Source organism: Klebsiella sp. Ech2A (assembly GCF_030078455.1).
Classification (GTDB): domain Bacteria; phylum Pseudomonadota; class Gammaproteobacteria; order Enterobacterales; family Enterobacteriaceae; genus Klebsiella; species Klebsiella terrigena.
Genome location: NZ_JAQGFU010000026.1, coordinates 23,507 through 38,900 on the forward strand (window position 1 = coordinate 23,507; position 15,394 = coordinate 38,900).

The 15,394-nt window shown below is 56.0% G+C and carries 15 protein-coding genes and 1 other annotated feature; of the genes, 8 read left to right on the forward strand and 7 right to left on the reverse strand.

Annotation, left to right across the window (positions count from 1 at the left end; all coding sequences use genetic code 11):
- The first annotated feature begins 106 nt into the window (after positions 1 to 106).
- Together PFH44_RS08130 and PFH44_RS08135 are read left to right on the forward strand one after the other, a co-directional pair.
- Positions 107 to 559 carry a DUF2946 domain-containing protein gene (locus tag PFH44_RS08130; RefSeq protein ID WP_283824766.1) on the forward strand — a complete coding sequence of 151 codons (453 nt, stop codon included), beginning with the start codon at positions 107 to 109 and terminating at the stop codon, positions 557 to 559.
- A 57-nt stretch (positions 560 to 616) separates the two neighbouring features.
- Positions 617 to 1,987, forward strand: a complete 1,371-nt coding sequence (locus tag PFH44_RS08135; protein WP_283824767.1) for a PepSY-associated TM helix domain-containing protein — start codon at positions 617 to 619, stop codon at positions 1,985 to 1,987.
- Positions 1,988 to 1,992: 5 nt separating this feature from the next.
- On the opposite strand, the gene PFH44_RS08140 is transcribed toward PFH44_RS08135, so the two are convergent.
- Genes PFH44_RS08140 through yfiR form a run of 3 tightly spaced genes read right to left on the reverse strand, consistent with a single transcriptional unit; the run spans position 1,993 to position 4,212 of the window.
- Positions 1,993 to 2,475: an OmpA family protein gene (locus PFH44_RS08140; protein WP_283824768.1), complete on the reverse strand. Its 483-nt coding sequence runs from the start codon at positions 2,473 to 2,475 to the stop codon at positions 1,993 to 1,995.
- Positions 2,476 to 2,486: 11 nt separating this feature from the next.
- Positions 2,487 to 3,710 carry a diguanylate cyclase DgcN/YfiN gene (gene dgcN / locus PFH44_RS08145; protein WP_283824769.1) on the reverse strand — a complete coding sequence of 408 codons (1,224 nt, stop codon included), beginning with the start codon at positions 3,708 to 3,710 and terminating at the stop codon, positions 2,487 to 2,489.
- The gene (gene yfiR, locus PFH44_RS08150) at positions 3,703 to 4,212 is read right to left on the reverse strand and encodes a regulatory sequestration protein YfiR (protein ID WP_283824770.1); all 510 of its coding nucleotides are present in this window, start codon (positions 4,210 to 4,212) and stop codon (positions 3,703 to 3,705) included. The genes dgcN and yfiR overlap by 8 nt, the downstream gene beginning before the upstream one ends.
- 348 nt (positions 4,213 to 4,560) lie before the next feature.
- On the opposite strand from yfiR, the gene aroF reads away from it, so the two are divergent.
- The 3 genes from aroF to PFH44_RS08165 all read left to right on the forward strand — a co-directional run bounded on the left by aroF (position 4,561) and on the right by PFH44_RS08165 (position 7,701).
- Complete coding sequence (gene aroF, locus PFH44_RS08155; protein WP_283824771.1) at positions 4,561 to 5,631, forward strand: 3-deoxy-7-phosphoheptulonate synthase AroF; 1,071 nt, start codon at positions 4,561 to 4,563, stop codon at positions 5,629 to 5,631.
- A 9-nt stretch (positions 5,632 to 5,640) separates the two neighbouring features.
- Positions 5,641 to 6,762 carry a bifunctional chorismate mutase/prephenate dehydrogenase gene (tyrA, locus tag PFH44_RS08160; protein WP_041146782.1) on the forward strand — a complete coding sequence of 374 codons (1,122 nt, stop codon included), beginning with the start codon at positions 5,641 to 5,643 and terminating at the stop codon, positions 6,760 to 6,762.
- A 66-nt stretch (positions 6,763 to 6,828) separates the two neighbouring features.
- Positions 6,829 to 7,701: an SMP-30/gluconolactonase/LRE family protein gene (locus PFH44_RS08165; protein ID WP_045855719.1), complete on the forward strand. Its 873-nt coding sequence runs from the start codon at positions 6,829 to 6,831 to the stop codon at positions 7,699 to 7,701.
- On the opposite strand, the gene pheA is transcribed toward PFH44_RS08165, so the two are convergent.
- From pheA to bamD, 4 genes are all read right to left on the reverse strand, one after another.
- Complete coding sequence (gene pheA / locus PFH44_RS08170) at positions 7,698 to 8,858, reverse strand: bifunctional chorismate mutase/prephenate dehydratase (protein WP_045855686.1); 1,161 nt, start codon at positions 8,856 to 8,858, stop codon at positions 7,698 to 7,700. The two genes, PFH44_RS08165 and pheA, sit on opposite strands and share 4 nt — an antisense overlap.
- A 90-nt stretch (positions 8,859 to 8,948) precedes the next feature.
- Positions 8,949 to 9,073 (reverse strand) — a sequence feature (Phe leader region).
- Positions 9,025 to 9,072, reverse strand: coding sequence for a pheA operon leader peptide PheL (gene pheL, locus PFH44_RS08175; RefSeq protein WP_121497579.1), 48 nt, complete (start codon positions 9,070 to 9,072; stop codon positions 9,025 to 9,027). (Overlaps the previous feature by 48 nt.)
- A 121-nt stretch (positions 9,074 to 9,194) precedes the next feature.
- On the reverse strand, positions 9,195 to 9,530 hold the full coding sequence (raiA, locus tag PFH44_RS08180; RefSeq protein WP_045855684.1) for a ribosome-associated translation inhibitor RaiA: 336 nt from the start codon (positions 9,528 to 9,530) through the stop codon (positions 9,195 to 9,197).
- 272 nt (positions 9,531 to 9,802) lie between these two features.
- Positions 9,803 to 10,540 (reverse strand): outer membrane protein assembly factor BamD, encoded by a 738-nt coding sequence (gene bamD, locus PFH44_RS08185; RefSeq protein ID WP_041146779.1) that lies wholly within the window; start codon positions 10,538 to 10,540, stop codon positions 9,803 to 9,805.
- 131 nt (positions 10,541 to 10,671) lie between these two features.
- Here bamD and rluD point away from each other — a divergent pair, with 131 nt between their 5' ends.
- From rluD to clpB, 3 genes are all read left to right on the forward strand, one after another.
- A complete protein-coding gene (rluD, locus tag PFH44_RS08190) occupies positions 10,672 to 11,652 on the forward strand; it encodes a 23S rRNA pseudouridine(1911/1915/1917) synthase RluD (RefSeq protein ID WP_045855680.1) in 981 nt (326 codons plus the stop codon).
- Positions 11,649 to 12,380 carry a purine nucleoside phosphorylase YfiH gene (gene yfiH / locus PFH44_RS08195; protein ID WP_283824772.1) on the forward strand — a complete coding sequence of 244 codons (732 nt, stop codon included), beginning with the start codon at positions 11,649 to 11,651 and terminating at the stop codon, positions 12,378 to 12,380. Before rluD ends, yfiH begins: the two co-directional genes overlap by 4 nt.
- A 128-nt stretch (positions 12,381 to 12,508) precedes the next feature.
- Positions 12,509 to 15,082 (forward strand): ATP-dependent chaperone ClpB, encoded by a 2,574-nt coding sequence (gene clpB / locus PFH44_RS08200; RefSeq protein ID WP_045855675.1) that lies wholly within the window; start codon positions 12,509 to 12,511, stop codon positions 15,080 to 15,082.
- Positions 15,083 to 15,394: the final 312 nt, after the last annotated feature.

Genomic DNA, 15,394 nt, shown 5'->3' on the forward strand with positions numbered 1-15,394 from the left:
CATCCTGATAAAAAGGGCTGGCCTGATAGGCTGGCCCTTTTTTTATCTTTGTTTTAACTATCTTGATGTAAATCATTTACAATATCGCCCTCACGATGGAGGGGCGGTGGCCGGCAATATTTATCGACAGTCAGCACATAAACGGCGGGCCGCATGGCTGGCGCTGTTTTCGATCCTGCTGATCGTCGTCGCACCGCTGATCTCTATCTCATTGCAAAAAGATCCGATGGGCGCGATGCCCGGGATGCACCACGCGATGATGATGGCGGACACGCCTCACGCCATGGAAATGCCGCACGGCATGGCGATGTCCCATTCCGCTGCGCAGACGTCTGCGCCTTCGCATACCCTGCCGGCCGACCACGCCGAGGCCTGCGGTTACTGCGTGCTGCTAGCCCACGTGCCGGGCCTGCTGCTGGCGCTGGCGCTGTTTATTACCTTCATCCTGCGTCGGCTGCGTCTCTTTACGGCCCGTCCGGTGCAGAAGCATTGGCACTTCTTCCCCTGGCTCTATCCCGACACTCGCGCGCCGCCGCGGCAGTCCGCTGTTTCCTGTTGATAAAAAATAATGTGCGCACTGCGCAACGTTCTCTTTTTGCTTTCGGAAAGGAAAAGTATGACTACCTGCACCTCGCGCGCGGCATGGCTGAACCTGCTGCGACGTCTTCATTTTTATATTGGCCTGTTTATCGGGCCGTTTATCTTCGTGGCCGCGCTAACCGGTACGCTGTACGTGGCCACGCCGCAGCTGGAAAACTGGCTATATCACGACGCGCTGAGCGCGACACCCGGCGGAGAGAAGCAGCCGCTGAGCGCCCAAATAGCGGCCGCGGAGGCGCTAACTCAGGGAAATCTTCGCCTGCAGGCGGTGCGCCCGGCCATAGTCGCCGGCGAGACCACGCGGGTGATGTTCGCCGACCCGCAGCTGGGAGAGTCGGAATCCCGGGCGCTGTTTATCGATCCGGTCACCTTGCAGGTTAAAGGTGATATGACGGTCTATGGCACCAGCGGTATTTTGCCCCTGCGCCAGTGGATCGATTATGCGCACAGGTCCCTGCTGGCAGGAAATATCGGGCGGCTGTATAGCGAGCTGGCGGCATCCTGGATGTGGGTTGCCGCGCTGGGGGGCATTGCGCTATGGGCCATGACCCGGCCCCGCCGGCGGATCAATAACCGCCAGCAAAATACGCGCCGGCTGCATGCTTCCCTCGGCTGGGTGCTGCTGGCGGGCATGCTGCTGTTCTCCGCGACCGGCTTAACCTGGTCGCAGTGGGCCGGGGATAATGTCGATAAGATGCGCGCCGCATTCGGCTGGCTGACGCCGCAGGTCAACGCCCGGCTGCACGCCGCGATGCCGATGGCTCATGATGCCCATGCTGAGCATCATATGGGCAATATGGCGATGCCCGAAACGATGCCGCCGCTGCAGGGCGAGCAGTTTGACCAGGTGCTGACGCTCGCGCGTAGCACAGGTCTCGACGCCAGCAAGCTTGAAATTCGCCCTCCCAAAGGGGCGGGGTTCGCCTGGACGGTGAACGAAATAGACCGAAGCTGGCCGACCCGGGTGGATGCGGTAGCGATTGACGGTGAGCGGATGCAGGTTGTTGACCGTACGCGCTTTGCCGATTTCCCGCTGATGGCGAAACTCACCCGCTGGGGCGTCGATTTCCACATGGGGATCCTCTTTGGCCTGGCGAATCAGCTGCTGCTGATCGCCTTTGGCGCGGCGCTGTGCGTGATGATCGTCGTTGGGTATCGCTTATGGTGGATCCGCCGTCCGCCGAAGGCGGCGTTTAATCCGGCAGGTACGCTGGTGCGGGCCTGGCTTAATCTGGCATGGCCCGCCCGTACGCTCACGCTGGTGATAGCCGTCCTGCTGGGACTGGCGCTGCCGCTGATGGGCGCCAGCCTGCTGCTGGGTATTGTTGTGGACTATCTGCGCTGGCGTGCGGCCAGCGCTGTGACGCTCGCCAGTTCAGTAGACTAAGGGAGTTAAGGCGTGCTGATAACCACCGTCACCCGGCGGTTTTCGGCACGACCTTTTGCCGTATCGTTGCTGGCAATCGGATATTTTTTACCTAACCCGCGGGTCGTTAAATTGCCGCGCGGGATGCCGGCACCTTCCGCCCAGGCGTCAGCGACGCTGTTGGCGCGTTTCAGCGACAGCATCTCGTTGTAGCCATCTTCGCCATAGTTATCCGTATGACCATCTAAACGGCTGTGCGTAATCCCGGTTGAGGCAAGGCGAGAAGCCATGCTGTGAATTTGCTGCTGGCTCTCGGGACGCAGGCGGTAGTCATTTTTATCAAACAGAATGGTGTCAGAGATGCCCAGGGACCAGTCGCCGTTACTTTCCGTAAAGCCGTAGGACTTCATCGCCGCAACCTGCTGCGGAGAGAATTTTCCTTGCGGAGCCTGGCAGCCGGTGAGAAAAACTGCGGCCAGCAGAGCGGGAGCAAAATATTTCCTGAGCATGATGATTCCTTTTATTTTTGTACCTGCTGCAAACGCTGATGTTTCATCCGATACATATTTTGATCGGCAAACTCTTGCAGATTTTCGGCAGAAGTATGCTCCCACGCCAGCGCGTAACCAATGCTGAGCGACAGGGTAGCGGTGTGGCCGTTGTGCAGATTAAACGGCTGGAGAAACTGTGCCGAGAGTAAGTCGCACTGCGCCTGGACTTCAGCCTCGGTGTGGACATTACGCAGCAGAATGGCAAATTCGTCGCCGCCTAACCGCCACGCCTGATGGTGGGTACCGGCAAACGCCATCAGCCGGCTGGCCACTTCGATTAAGACCTTATCGCCCGTCGCGTGTCCCCAGTTATCGTTGATGAGCTTGAAGTTGTCGCCATCAAGGAATAAGAGCGCGGAGCTGCGGTGGGTGACGTCGTCATTCATCAGTTTGCCGATGACGTTACGAAACGCCGCGCGGTTGGCAAGCCCGGTCAGGGGATCGTGCAGAGAGCTGCGCAGAAGCTGGGCGTTTTTGGCCTGCAGCTGCCGCTGCCAGTCCTCCATCTCGCCGAGCAGGCTGTTAAAGTCCTGGGCGAAAAGATGAAACTCTTCAATGTGTTCTTCGGGAACGCGACGAGAGAAGTGGCGGTTTTCCCGGATATCGTGCACCACTTCGGTAATGCTCTGCAGCGCGGTAACGATGCCGCGGTGCAGGGAGTGGGTCAGCAGCAGGGCGATAAAGGACGCCAGCAGGATGCTGCCGGTCAGGACGATAATGGAAATGCCGAGGAAGTGGCTTATCAGCCGATCCAGCGCCGTCAGGCGAAGCTCGCCGATCGTTTTCCCTTCATGCCAGATGGGCTGCACGGTGGGCTGTGGGAAAAGCCATTTGCTGATAAGGCCGCTGAGCTTTTCTTCGCTCACCAGATCGTGGTTATGCCAGAGGGCAAAATGCTTTTTCTGGCTATCAAGCACCAGCGCTTCGGAAAACTGTCCCTGCTTCCCCAGCGTCGCCAGCGTATCTTCTGCCGCCGCGCTGTCGCCAAACACCAGCGCCGCTTCAAGGCTGCGGCTCATTGTGGCGGCAGTGAGTTCGAGATTCTTCTGCGCGTATTGTTTCAGCGTGAATACGGAGGCGGTGCTGAGCAGCAGCCAGACCAGAGTCATCGATATGATTACGCTTATCATGCTGATACGGCGTAGCGCTCTTTTGAAGGTGGGGCGCGGGCCCTTAGGATAATCCTTATTCATGTGCGTTTTTCCGGGCAAGCATCAGTACATCTGGATTGACCCGCACACCGCTGTGCGTCAGGACATCAAGATTAACGGAGAATTTGACCCTGTCGTCATTGATGATCAGGCAAAAAGCACTGCCAATCGCGCATTCGGTATTCTGTTCCGCGATAAGTAATAGGGGCCTTGGCCGGTATTTAGAGGTGAATTCGGACTGCTGTGACGGCGATTCGCTACCAAAATAAAAACCATCACAAACCGTATTCAGCGCTTCCTCTGTGCTGTGAACAACGACCGGCTGGTAGGGCAAAGCCTCGGGCGATTGCTGGGTCAGACTTTGGGTGTAGCGTGACGTAGAGAAAATACACAGCCTGGGCTGGGCGGAGAGTTCTGGCCAGCGGGTGTACGTCACGATCCCAGAAACAATGGCTCGCACATTTGCAGACGGCCCGGCGGCAAAAGCGGGATAGCTCACGATGAATAACAAAGAGATCAAAAAAAGACGGTGAAACTGTTTCATTAACGGATCCGTCTGGTTCGTCATGGTACGTGAATTGCAGCGCGCTGTTGCCCGGCCGAAGAATAGCATTGTTGGTGAAAATCGTCATTAGTCACGGTCTGTGCAATGGGTTAATTTTGGCCAGGATTTTTCGTAAAGAAAAGGTGGCCCAGCGGATAAATTTTGAACGGTCGTTGCGGGTAGTGTTAATTTAAGTTTACGTTTTATGGCGGATGAGGAGCCATTTATTTTGCTTGTGTAAAGTAAAATTTACGGAATATGGATTGAAATCTTTACTTTGTGTGGTATCGTTACGTTCTCCTCAGTGAGGAAAACACTATCGCAAACGAGCTACCCAGGATCGCAATCATGCAAAAAGACGCGCTGAATAACGTACATATTACCGATGAACAGATTTTGATCACTCCGGATCAGCTGAAGGCTGAATTCCCGCTGAGCCTTGAACAAGAAGCGCAGATTGCGCAGTCCCGTCAGACTATCTCGGACATTATTGCCGGCCGCGATCCGCGCCTGTTGGTGGTCTGCGGTCCTTGCTCAATTCACGATCCGGAAGCGGCAATCGAGTACGCTCATCGTTTTAAAGCACTTGCCGAAGAGGTCAGCGATAGCCTCTACCTGGTAATGCGCGTCTATTTTGAAAAACCCCGCACCACCGTCGGTTGGAAAGGGCTGATTAACGATCCGCACATGGATGGCTCGTTTGACGTTGAAGGCGGTCTGAAGATTGCGCGCCAGCTGCTGGTCGAACTGGTCAATATGGGGCTGCCGCTGGCCACTGAAGCGCTGGATCCTAACAGCCCGCAATACCTCGGCGATCTGTTCAGCTGGTCGGCGATCGGCGCACGTACTACTGAGTCCCAGACGCACCGCGAAATGGCATCCGGCCTGTCAATGCCGGTCGGCTTTAAAAACGGTACCGACGGTAGCCTGGCGACGGCGATCAACGCCATGCGCGCCGCGGCGATGCCGCACCGCTTTGTCGGGATTAACCAGGCCGGCCAGGTCTGCCTGCTGCAAACCCAGGGTAACCCGGATGGTCACGTCATTCTGCGCGGCGGTAAAGCGCCAAACTACGGCCCGCAGGACGTCGAGCAGTGCGAAAAAGAGATGACTCAGGCGGGACTGAAGCCGTCGCTGATGGTAGATTGCAGTCATGGTAATTCCAATAAAGACTACCGCCGTCAGCCAGCGGTGGCAGAATCCGTCGTCGCGCAGATCAAGGATGGCAATCGTTCCATTATTGGCCTGATGATTGAGAGTAATATCCACGAAGGCAACCAGTCCTCTGAGCAGCCGCGTTGCGATATGAAATACGGCGTATCCGTCACCGATGCTTGCATCAGCTGGGAAACCACCGATGCGTTGCTCCGCGAACTTGATAAGGATCTGCGCGGCCATCTGGCGGCTCGTCTGGCGTAAGAGGATAGTATGGTTGCTGAACTGACCGCGTTGCGCGATCAAATTGATGAAGTTGATAAGGCGCTGCTGAGCCTGCTGGCTAAGCGCCTGGAGCTGGTGGCGGAAGTGGGCGAGGTCAAGAGCAAATACGGCCTGCCCATTTACGTCCCGGAGCGGGAGGCGGCGATGCTGGCCTCCCGCCGCGAAGAGGCTGCCGCGCTCGGCGTGCCGCCGGATCTGATTGAAGACGTGCTGCGCCGTGTGATGCGCGAGTCCTATTCCAGCGAAAACGACAAAGGTTTTAAAACCCTTTGCCCGAACCTGCGGCCGGTGGTGATTGTCGGCGGCGGCGGGCAGATGGGGCGCCTGTTCGAGAAAATGCTGACGCTTTCAGGCTACCGGGTACGTATTCTGGAGAAAGAAGACTGGCCGCGGGCGACGGAGATTGTTGCCGACGCCGGGATGGTGATCGTCAGCGTCCCTATTCATACCACGGCTGAAACGATTGCCCGGCTGCCTTCGCTGCCGGCGGACTGCATTTTGGTTGACCTGGCATCAATTAAAGCGGAGCCGCTGCAGGCGATGCTGGCGGCGCATAATGGCCCGGTGCTGGGCTTACATCCGATGTTCGGCCCGGACAGCGGCAGCCTTGCCAAGCAGGTTGTGGTCTACTGCGACGGCCGCCAGCCGGAAGCCTATCAGTGGTTCCTTGAGCAAATTCAGGTTTGGGGCGCCCGTCTGCATCGCATCAGCGCCGTTGAGCACGATCAGAACATGGCCTTTATTCAGGCTCTGCGCCACTTTGCGACCTTTGCCTATGGCCTGCACCTGGCGGAAGAGAACGTTCGCCTGGAGCAACTGCTGGCGCTGTCGTCACCGATTTACCGCCTTGAGCTGGCGATGGTGGGCCGGCTGTTCGCCCAGGATCCGCAGCTCTACGCCGACATCATTATGTCGTCGGAGAGTAACCTGGCATTGATTAAGCGCTACTACCAGCGTTTTGGCGAGGCGATTGGCCTGCTGGAGCAGGGAGATAAGCAGGCGTTTATCGACAGCTTCCGCAAAGTTGAGCACTGGTTTGGCGATTATGCCCAGCGCTTCCAGAGCGAAAGCCGCACGCTGCTGCGCCAGGCGAATGATAATCGGCAGTAGCTGAAAACCGTATATAATCAAAGCCAGAGGGGCAACCCGCTGGCTTTTTTTATAGGGATGAAAACGATGGCTGAACCGCAACCGCTGTTTGATTACGCCGGACACCTGCCGGAATGCCCGACCTGGAACGACGCTGAGCAAGCTCTGTACTGGGCCGATATTATGGAGTGCGAAATTCACCGCTACGACGTCCGCAGCGGCGAGCATCAGGTCCTGCAGTTTCCTGAAGAGGTCGGCTGCTTTGCGCTGCGTGAGAAGGGTGGCTTTATCGTGGCGCTGCGTAGCGCTATCTGGTTAACCGATGCGCGCGGCCTGCTGCGCCGCAAAATCTGCGATAACCCAAGCAACCCGCAGCTGGCCCGTTTTAACGACGGCGGAACCGATCGCGACGGGCGCTTTTATGCCGGCACCTTCTGGGCGCCGGGAGATTATAACGGCGCGCTTCTGGTGCGTATTGACAGCGATCTTACCCCGCGGGTCATCCAGTGTGATATCCACGGCGCTAACGGCCTCGCCTTTAGCGAGGACCGGCGCTGGATGTATACCTCCGATACGCCGAATGCCGTTATCTACCGTACGCCGCTGGATGAGCAGGGCGAGCCGGGCAGGCGTGAGGTTTTCCGACGTTTTCAGCCGGGGGAGGGCATTCCTGACGGTGCGGCTATCGATGTCGAAGGGTGCTACTGGAGCGCGATGTTTGACGGCTGGCGTATAGCCCGCTTCTCGCCGACCGGCGAACAGCTGGAAGAGTATCGTCTGCCGGTACGCTGCCCGACGATGGTCTGTTTTGGCGGGGCGGATATGCGTACGCTGTTTATCACCACCACCCGGGAAAACATGGCAGCGGATGAAGTGGCGAAATATCCGCTCTCCGGCGCGATCTTCACCCTGCCGGTTGCGGTGGCAGGGATGAAGAAGCGGGCGTTTATCGAGCGTTAGATGGGCTCGACGGGCACCACGTTTTCGCCAGGATAGCAGCCCAGTACCTTCATTGAGCGGGTGATCTCCGCCAGCTCCTTGAGCGCTTTGCGCATGGGGATGGATTCCAGGTTGGCCTGAATATCCAGATAAAACATCTCTTCCCACGGGTTGCCGTAGATTGGGCGCGACTCCAGCTTGGTCATGATCAGGTTGTGGTTGCGCAGTACCAGCAGCGCTTCTACCAGCGCACCCGCCTGCTGGCCGGTCGCGATGAGCAGGGTGGTTTTTGCCGGAACCTGATCGGAGACGTTCACCGCCTTGCGCGCCAGTACCAGGAAGCGGGTGATATTTTGCGTCTGGTTGGCCTCGCAGTGTTCAAGCACCTGCAGTCCGTACAGCGCACCGCCGGCTTCGCTGCCCAGCGCCGCGATGGTTGGCGATTTAGCCTGCGCGACTTTCTCCATTGCCGCCGAGGTACTTTCGGTATATTCGATTTTCCAGTGCGGATAGCGGCTTAGATACTGGCTACACTGCTGGAACGGCTGCGGATGGCTGTAGACGGTGGTAATTTGCTGCGGATCGGTAGAGGCGGCAACCAGGACGCAGTGATCGATAGGGATCGTCAGCTCACCAACGATCGACAGGGTGGTGTGCTGCAGCAGATCGTAGACGTCGTTGATCCCGCCGGAGCTGGTGTTTTCGATCGGTACTACCGCGTAGTCGGCCTGGCCGGTTTCAACCTGGTCGAAGATATCCGCAAACCTGGCGCAGCCGCTTTCGATAAACTGTTCGAAATGGCGGGCCGCATATTGCCGCGCGGCAAGGTGCGAGTATGACCCTTTTGGCCCCAGAAACGCGACGCGCGCTGAATGTGGGTTGATCTTATTCAGGTGCTGCTGCAGCAGGGTTTGCTGGGTGAGAACAGAATCCTCGATGATCAGCTGGAACAGGCGGGTGATGTAGTGCGCGTCCAGATGGTGAGCTTTGCCCAGGGTCATCAGGCGCTCCAGCAGGTCACGCTCGCGGTCGATATCGCGTACCGGGCGATGCGACGCCAGCTTGGCCTTGCCGACTTCGACAGCCAGCCCGCGGCGCTCTGCCAGCAGCGCGAGCAGCTTCTCATCCAGGGCGCTTATCTTATCGCGCAGGGCCAGTAATGGATTTTCCTCGGTCATATGTGTTGCCTTTCTTGTTATTGGTTTAGATACCCTAAATCGTTCGAGCCACCGACAGCGCGCGTGCAGCCTGAAAAATAGCGGGCATAAATAAAAAAGGCCTCCCTGGTGGGAGGCCTTGTAGTTCGTCTTCGCATTCTTTATCACACGACGAATTGCCTCCCAATTAGGGGAAGGTAAAAAAGAATGCGAAGAAGAACGGCAGTAGTTTCAAGATAAATTCCTTTAATCAGCTGGGATTACAGTACCCGGACTGTTTTCATCCTGTCAATAAAAAACGCGCCCGAAGGCGCGTGGCGTTACACAATATTAAGTTAAGGACAGTAAAGTTAAGGATTACTCTTCTTCTTCCACAAAGCCTGCCTCTTTCACCGATGTTGCGGCGCGGCGGGCTTCCCCTTTGTGTTGCACTTTGTTCAGCTGCCGTTCCAGCTTGTTGATTAATTCGTTGATCGCGGCGTACATATCTTCACTTCGCGCGCTGGCAACCAGGTGACCGTTTGGCGTATTGATGGTTGCGTCAGCGACAAAACCTTGCGGCTCCTTGGAGAGAATGATGTGCGGGTTGATTAAGTGGGTTTGCCATTTATCCAATTTGGCGAGACGGTCTGCGACATGCTGGCGAATAGCCGGAGTAATTTCCATTTGTTTACTGGTAATGTTCATTGTCATAAATTTTACCTCTTGTCTTTCCCGTCTTGGTGAACTCAGCATACCTCGCCCAATGTCAAAATGCGTGATATAAATCACATTTTAATGTCACTTTTTGTCAACAAATGCAATTTGTGAGGCAGGACAGGAACGGGGGAGATTTTACTTGTCGAACGCGGGAAAGAGCGTCATATTTGATGGGATGACTTGACGCTAAAACGCTTCAGCGTATAGCTCTGATGAATAAAAAAACGGCAGCCCCAGGGCTGCCGTTTTGCTTACCTCAAAAGCGATCAGGTGTTTTTGCCGTTAGCCGCGATAATTTTGGCCACCTTGTCTGCCTGTGCGTTCATTTGCATCTGGCGATAGGCGTTTTCCATTTTCGGCAATGCGTCGCGGGTAGCCTGCGCGTCCGGATAGCTACGCAGCATGCCGTCAACGCGGTTTACGACGGCAACCCACGCGCCGCGGTCGGTATAGTAATCAACGACCGACAGTTCGTACTTCGCCAGACGATCCTTCAGGAACACCATACGTTTGTAGGCGTCGGTCGAATACTGGCTGTTCGGATAGCCGCGCACCAGCTTCGAGAAGTCATTGAAGGCATCGCGTGCGTGCTGCGGGTCGCGATCGGAGCGATCGACACCGAAGAATCCCTGCAGCGCGCTATCATCCAGAGCCATATTTGTCAGACCACGCATATAAATGACGTAATCAATGTTAGGATGGGTCGGGTTCAGACGAACAAAGCGGTCGATGGCTGCCTGAGCTAACGGCAGATCGGCATTTTTGTAGTACGCATAAATCAGGTCCAGCTGTACCTGTTGGGAATAAGGGCCGAACGGATAGCGATTATCCAACGCTTCCAGTTGCGTTATTGCCTGTTTCCAGTTACCGTCCTGCAGTTTTTGCTGGGCAGTCGCGTAGATTTCATTCGGCGGATTATCAGGCACCTCTTCCTTTGAGCCGGAGCAACCCACCAAAGCCAGGCTCAGTGTGGCAGCTGCCACCAGGTATTTCATGCGCGTCATGACGTTTTGACTTCCTCAAAATGTTTATGCGGGAGAATCTCTGTTCCTGCTCCCGATTAAGACCAGCTACAATAGCACACTATATTATACGGCAAAGCCGTAAAACCCAACGTTAAACGAAGAAGCTGTATATGGCACAACGAGTACAACTCACCGCAACGGTGTCCGAAAATCAACTCGGGCAACGCTTAGATCAGGCTTTGGCCGAAATGTTCCCGGATTATTCGCGTTCGCGCATAAAAGAATGGATCCTTGACCAGCGAGTGCTGGTAAACGGCGCTGTCAGCGACAAGCCGAAAGAGAAAGTTTTAGGGGGAGAAAGCGTCTCTATCGATGTTGAAATCGAAGAAGATGTGCGCTTCGAACCGCAGGATATTCCGCTCAATATCGTCTACGAGGATGACGACATCCTTGTGATCAATAAGCCGCGCGGCCTGGTTGTCCATCCGGGGGCGGGCAATCCTGACGGTACTGTGCTGAATGCGCTGCTGCACTACTGTCCGTCGATTGCCGATGTTCCGCGTGCGGGCATTGTCCACCGTCTGGATAAGGACACCACCGGCCTGATGGTTGTGGCGAAAACCATCCCGGCGCAGACGCGTCTGGTGGAGTCGCTGCAGCTGCGCGAAATCACCCGTGAATATGAAGCGGTAGCGATTGGCCACATGACCTCTGGCGGCACGGTAGAAGAACCGATTAGTCGTCACCCGACCAAGCGTACGCATATGGCGGTGCACCCGATGGGGAAACCGGCGGTAACGCATTACCGCATTATGGAGCATTTCCGTATTCATACGCGTCTGCGCCTGCGTCTGGAAACCGGCCGTACCCACCAGATCCGCGTACACATGGCGCATATCACCCATCCGCTGGTTGGCGATCAGGTTTACGGCGGCCGTCCGCGTCCGCCAAAAGGGGCGTCAGAGGAGTTCATCACCGCACTGCGCCAGTTCGATCGTCAGGCTCTGCACGCCACGATGCTGCGTCTGTATCATCCGATCAGCGGTATTGAGATGGAGTGGCATGCGCCGATCCCTCAGGATATGATTGAGCTGATTGACGCGATGCGCGCCGATTATGAAGAGCACAAGGACCGTATTGACTGGCTATGACTAAACTGATTGTACCGCAGTGGCCAATGCCGGAAGGCGTGGCGGCCTGTAGCTCCACGCGCGTTGGCGGCGTCAGCCTGCCTCCGTATGGCTCGCTTAATCTGGGCGCCCATTGCGGAGACAATCTGCCCGATGTTGAAGAGAACCGCCGACGGATGTTTGCCGCAGGCGGGCTCCCGGCGTATCCGGTGTGGCTCGAACAGGTCCACGGTACGGCGGTGCTGAAACTCGACGGCGGGCCGTATGCCTCAAAACGCGCGGATGCATCATACTGTAATACGCCGGGTACCGTTTGCGCCGTGATGACCGCTGACTGCCTGCCGGTGCTTTTTTGCAACCGTGCGGGTACCGAAGTGGCGGCGGCCCACGCGGGCTGGCGCGGACTATGCGACGGCGTGCTGGAGGAAACGGTCGCCTGCTTCGCCGATAAGCCGGAGAATATTCTGGCGTGGCTCGGGCCGGCTATCGGTCCCGAGGCTTTTGAAGTCGGCGCGGAGGTTCGCGAAGCCTTTATGAGCAAAGACGCGAAGGCCGACAGCGCTTTTCGTCCGGTCGGTGAGAAATACTTTGCCGATATCTATCAACTGGCTCGTCAGCGCCTGGCCAACGTCGGCGTGGAGCAAATCTTCGGCGGCGATCGCTGTACGCTAAGCGAAAAGGACGATTTTTTCTCTTATCGCCGTGATAAGACGACGGGTCGTATGGCTAGTTTTATCTGGCTGATATAACCTGGTGCATCAAGACGGTCCGGAAGGCAGACTTATTTTTCGCATAGTTCAGGTCTTTAACCTTGAATAATTGAGGGATGACCTCATTTAATCTCCAGTAGCAAATTTGACCTGTTATGGGAGGAGTTATGCGTCTGGACCGTCTTACCAATAAATTCCAGCTTGCTCTTGCCGATGCCCAGTCGCTCGCGCTAGGGCACGACAACCAATTCATCGAACCTCTTCATCTAATGAGCGCCTTGCTAAATCAGGAAGGGGGATCGGTACGTCCTTTATTAACGTCAGCGGGCATTAACGCCGGCGAGTTAAGCACCAGTATTACTCAGGCGTTGAGCCGTTTACCGCAGGTGGAAGGCACCGGCGGCGACGTGCAGCCGTCGCAGGATCTGGTGCGTATTCTGAACCTTTGCGACAAGCTGGCGCAAAAGCGGAAGGACAACTTTATTTCGTCGGAACTGTTCGTTCTGGCGGCGCTTGAATCACGCGGTACGCTAACCGATCTGTTGAAATCTGCCGGTGCAACAACCGCCAATGTGACTCAGGCGATTGAACAAATGCGTGGAGGTGAAAGCGTGAACGATCAGGGTGCCGAAGACCAACGTCAGGCATTGAAAAAATTTACCGTCGATCTGACCGAGCGTGCCGAACAGGGCAAGCTGGATCCGGTTATCGGTCGTGATGAAGAGATTCGCCGTACTATTCAGGTACTGCAGCGGCGCACTAAAAATAACCCGGTGCTTATCGGTGAGCCTGGCGTCGGTAAAACGGCTATCGTCGAAGGGCTGGCGCAGCGTATCGTCAACGGTGAAGTACCGGAAGGGCTAAAAGGCCGGCGGGTACTGGCGCTGGATATGGGCGCGCTGGTGGCAGGTGCTAAGTATCGCGGTGAGTTTGAAGAGCGTCTGAAAGGCGTGCTGAACGATCTCTCGAAACAGGAAGGCAACGTCATTCTGTTTATCGATGAGCTGCATACCATGGTGGGGGCGGGTAAAGCGGACGGCGCGATGGATGCAGGTAATATGCTGAAGCCTGCGCTGGCGCGCGGTGAACTGCACTGCGTCGGTGCGACTACCCTCGATGAGTATCGGCAGTATATTGAAAAAGATGCGGCCCTGGAGCGGCGTTTCCAGAAAGTCTTCGTGGCCGAACCTTCGGTGGAAGACACCATTGCGATTCTGCGCGGCTTAAAAGAGCGCTATGAGCTGCATCACCATGTGCAGATCACCGATCCGGCGATCGTCGCTGCCGCAACTCTGTCGCATCGCTACATTGCCGACCGCCAGCTGCCGGACAAAGCGATTGACCTTATTGATGAAGCCGCTTCCAGCATTCGTATGCAGATTGACTCGAAGCCGGAAGAGCTCGACCGACTCGACAGACGTATTATTCAGCTCAAGCTGGAGCAGCAGGCGCTGAAGAAAGAAGCCGATGAGGCAAGCCTGAAGCGTCTGGATATGCTGAATGAAGAGCTGGCGGATAAAGAGCGTCAGTATTCCGTATTAGAAGAGGAGTGGAAGGCGGAAAAAGCGTCCCTCTCCGGAACTCAGACGATTAAAGCCGAGCTGGAACAGGCAAAAATTGCCATCGAGCAGGCGCGACGCGTTGGCGACCTGGCCCGGATGTCAGAGCTGCAGTACGGCAAAATCCCGGAGCTGGAAAAACAGCTGGCAGCGGCCACGCAGTCTGAAGGTAAAACGATGCGTCTGTTGCGTAATAAAGTGACGGATGCGGAAATTGCCGAAGTGCTGGCGCGCTGGACCGGCATTCCGGTCGCGCGAATGATGGAAGGCGAGCGTGAAAAGCTGCTGCGCATGGAGCAGGAGTTGCATAGTCGGGTGATTGGTCAGAACGAGGCGGTTGAAGCGGTCTCTAACGCTATTCGCCGTAGCCGTGCCGGCTTGTCCGACCCTAACCGTCCTATCGGCTCGTTCCTGTTCCTGGGGCCGACCGGTGTCGGTAAAACCGAGCTGTGTAAAACGCTGGCAAACTTCATGTTCGATAGCGATGACGCGATGGTGCGTATCGATATGTCCGAGTTTATGGAGAAACATTCCGTCTCGCGGCTGGTGGGTGCGCCTCCGGGATACGTCGGTTATGAAGAGGGCGGCTATCTGACGGAAGCCGTACGCCGTCGTCCTTATTCGGTGATTTTGCTGGATGAGGTCGAAAAAGCGCATCCTGATGTGTTCAACATTCTGCTGCAGGTGTTGGATGATGGGCGTTTGACGGACGGGCAGGGGAGAACGGTCGATTTCCGTAATACGGTAGTCATTATGACCTCTAACCTCGGCTCCGATCTGATTCAGGAGCGGTTCGGTGAGCTGGATTATAGTCATATGAAAGATGTGATTATGGGCGTTGTTAGCCAAAGCTTCCGTCCGGAATTCATCAACCGTATAGATGAAGTTGTGGTATTCCACCCGCTGGGTGAAAAACACATTGCCTCTATTGCACAAATTCAGCTGCAGCGTCTGTACAAACGTCTGGAAGAGCGTGGCTATGAAGTCCATATGTCAGATGAAGCGCTGAAGCTGCTCAGTGCGAACGGTTACGATCCGGTGTACGGGGCGCGGCCGTTAAAACGCGCCATCCAGCAGCAGATCGAAAACCCGCTGGCGCAGCAAATCCTTTCCGGTGAACTGATTCCCGGTAAAGAAGTGCAGTTGGTGGTGAAAGATGACCGGATAGTGGCAGTGCAGTAAATCACAAAACGACAAAAACGGGCCCGGCGGGCTCGTTTTTGTTTAAAAACCAGGCAAGAATTAAAGTCTGAGCGTGGTTTTGTATGAAAAATAATCGAACACATCTTTTTTTTAAATTTATACTTGCCACCTCAGAATTACCGCCTATAATGCGCCTCCACTGACACGGAACAACGGCTTACAGTCCGCCGGGTCAGAAGGCTCAAGCGCTGAATATCAGCCGCCAAAGCCGACGGAGAAAAGCAAAATAAACGCTTGACTCTGAATGAGGAAAACGTATTATACGGGACCTCGCGACAGGGCGCTAAAGCG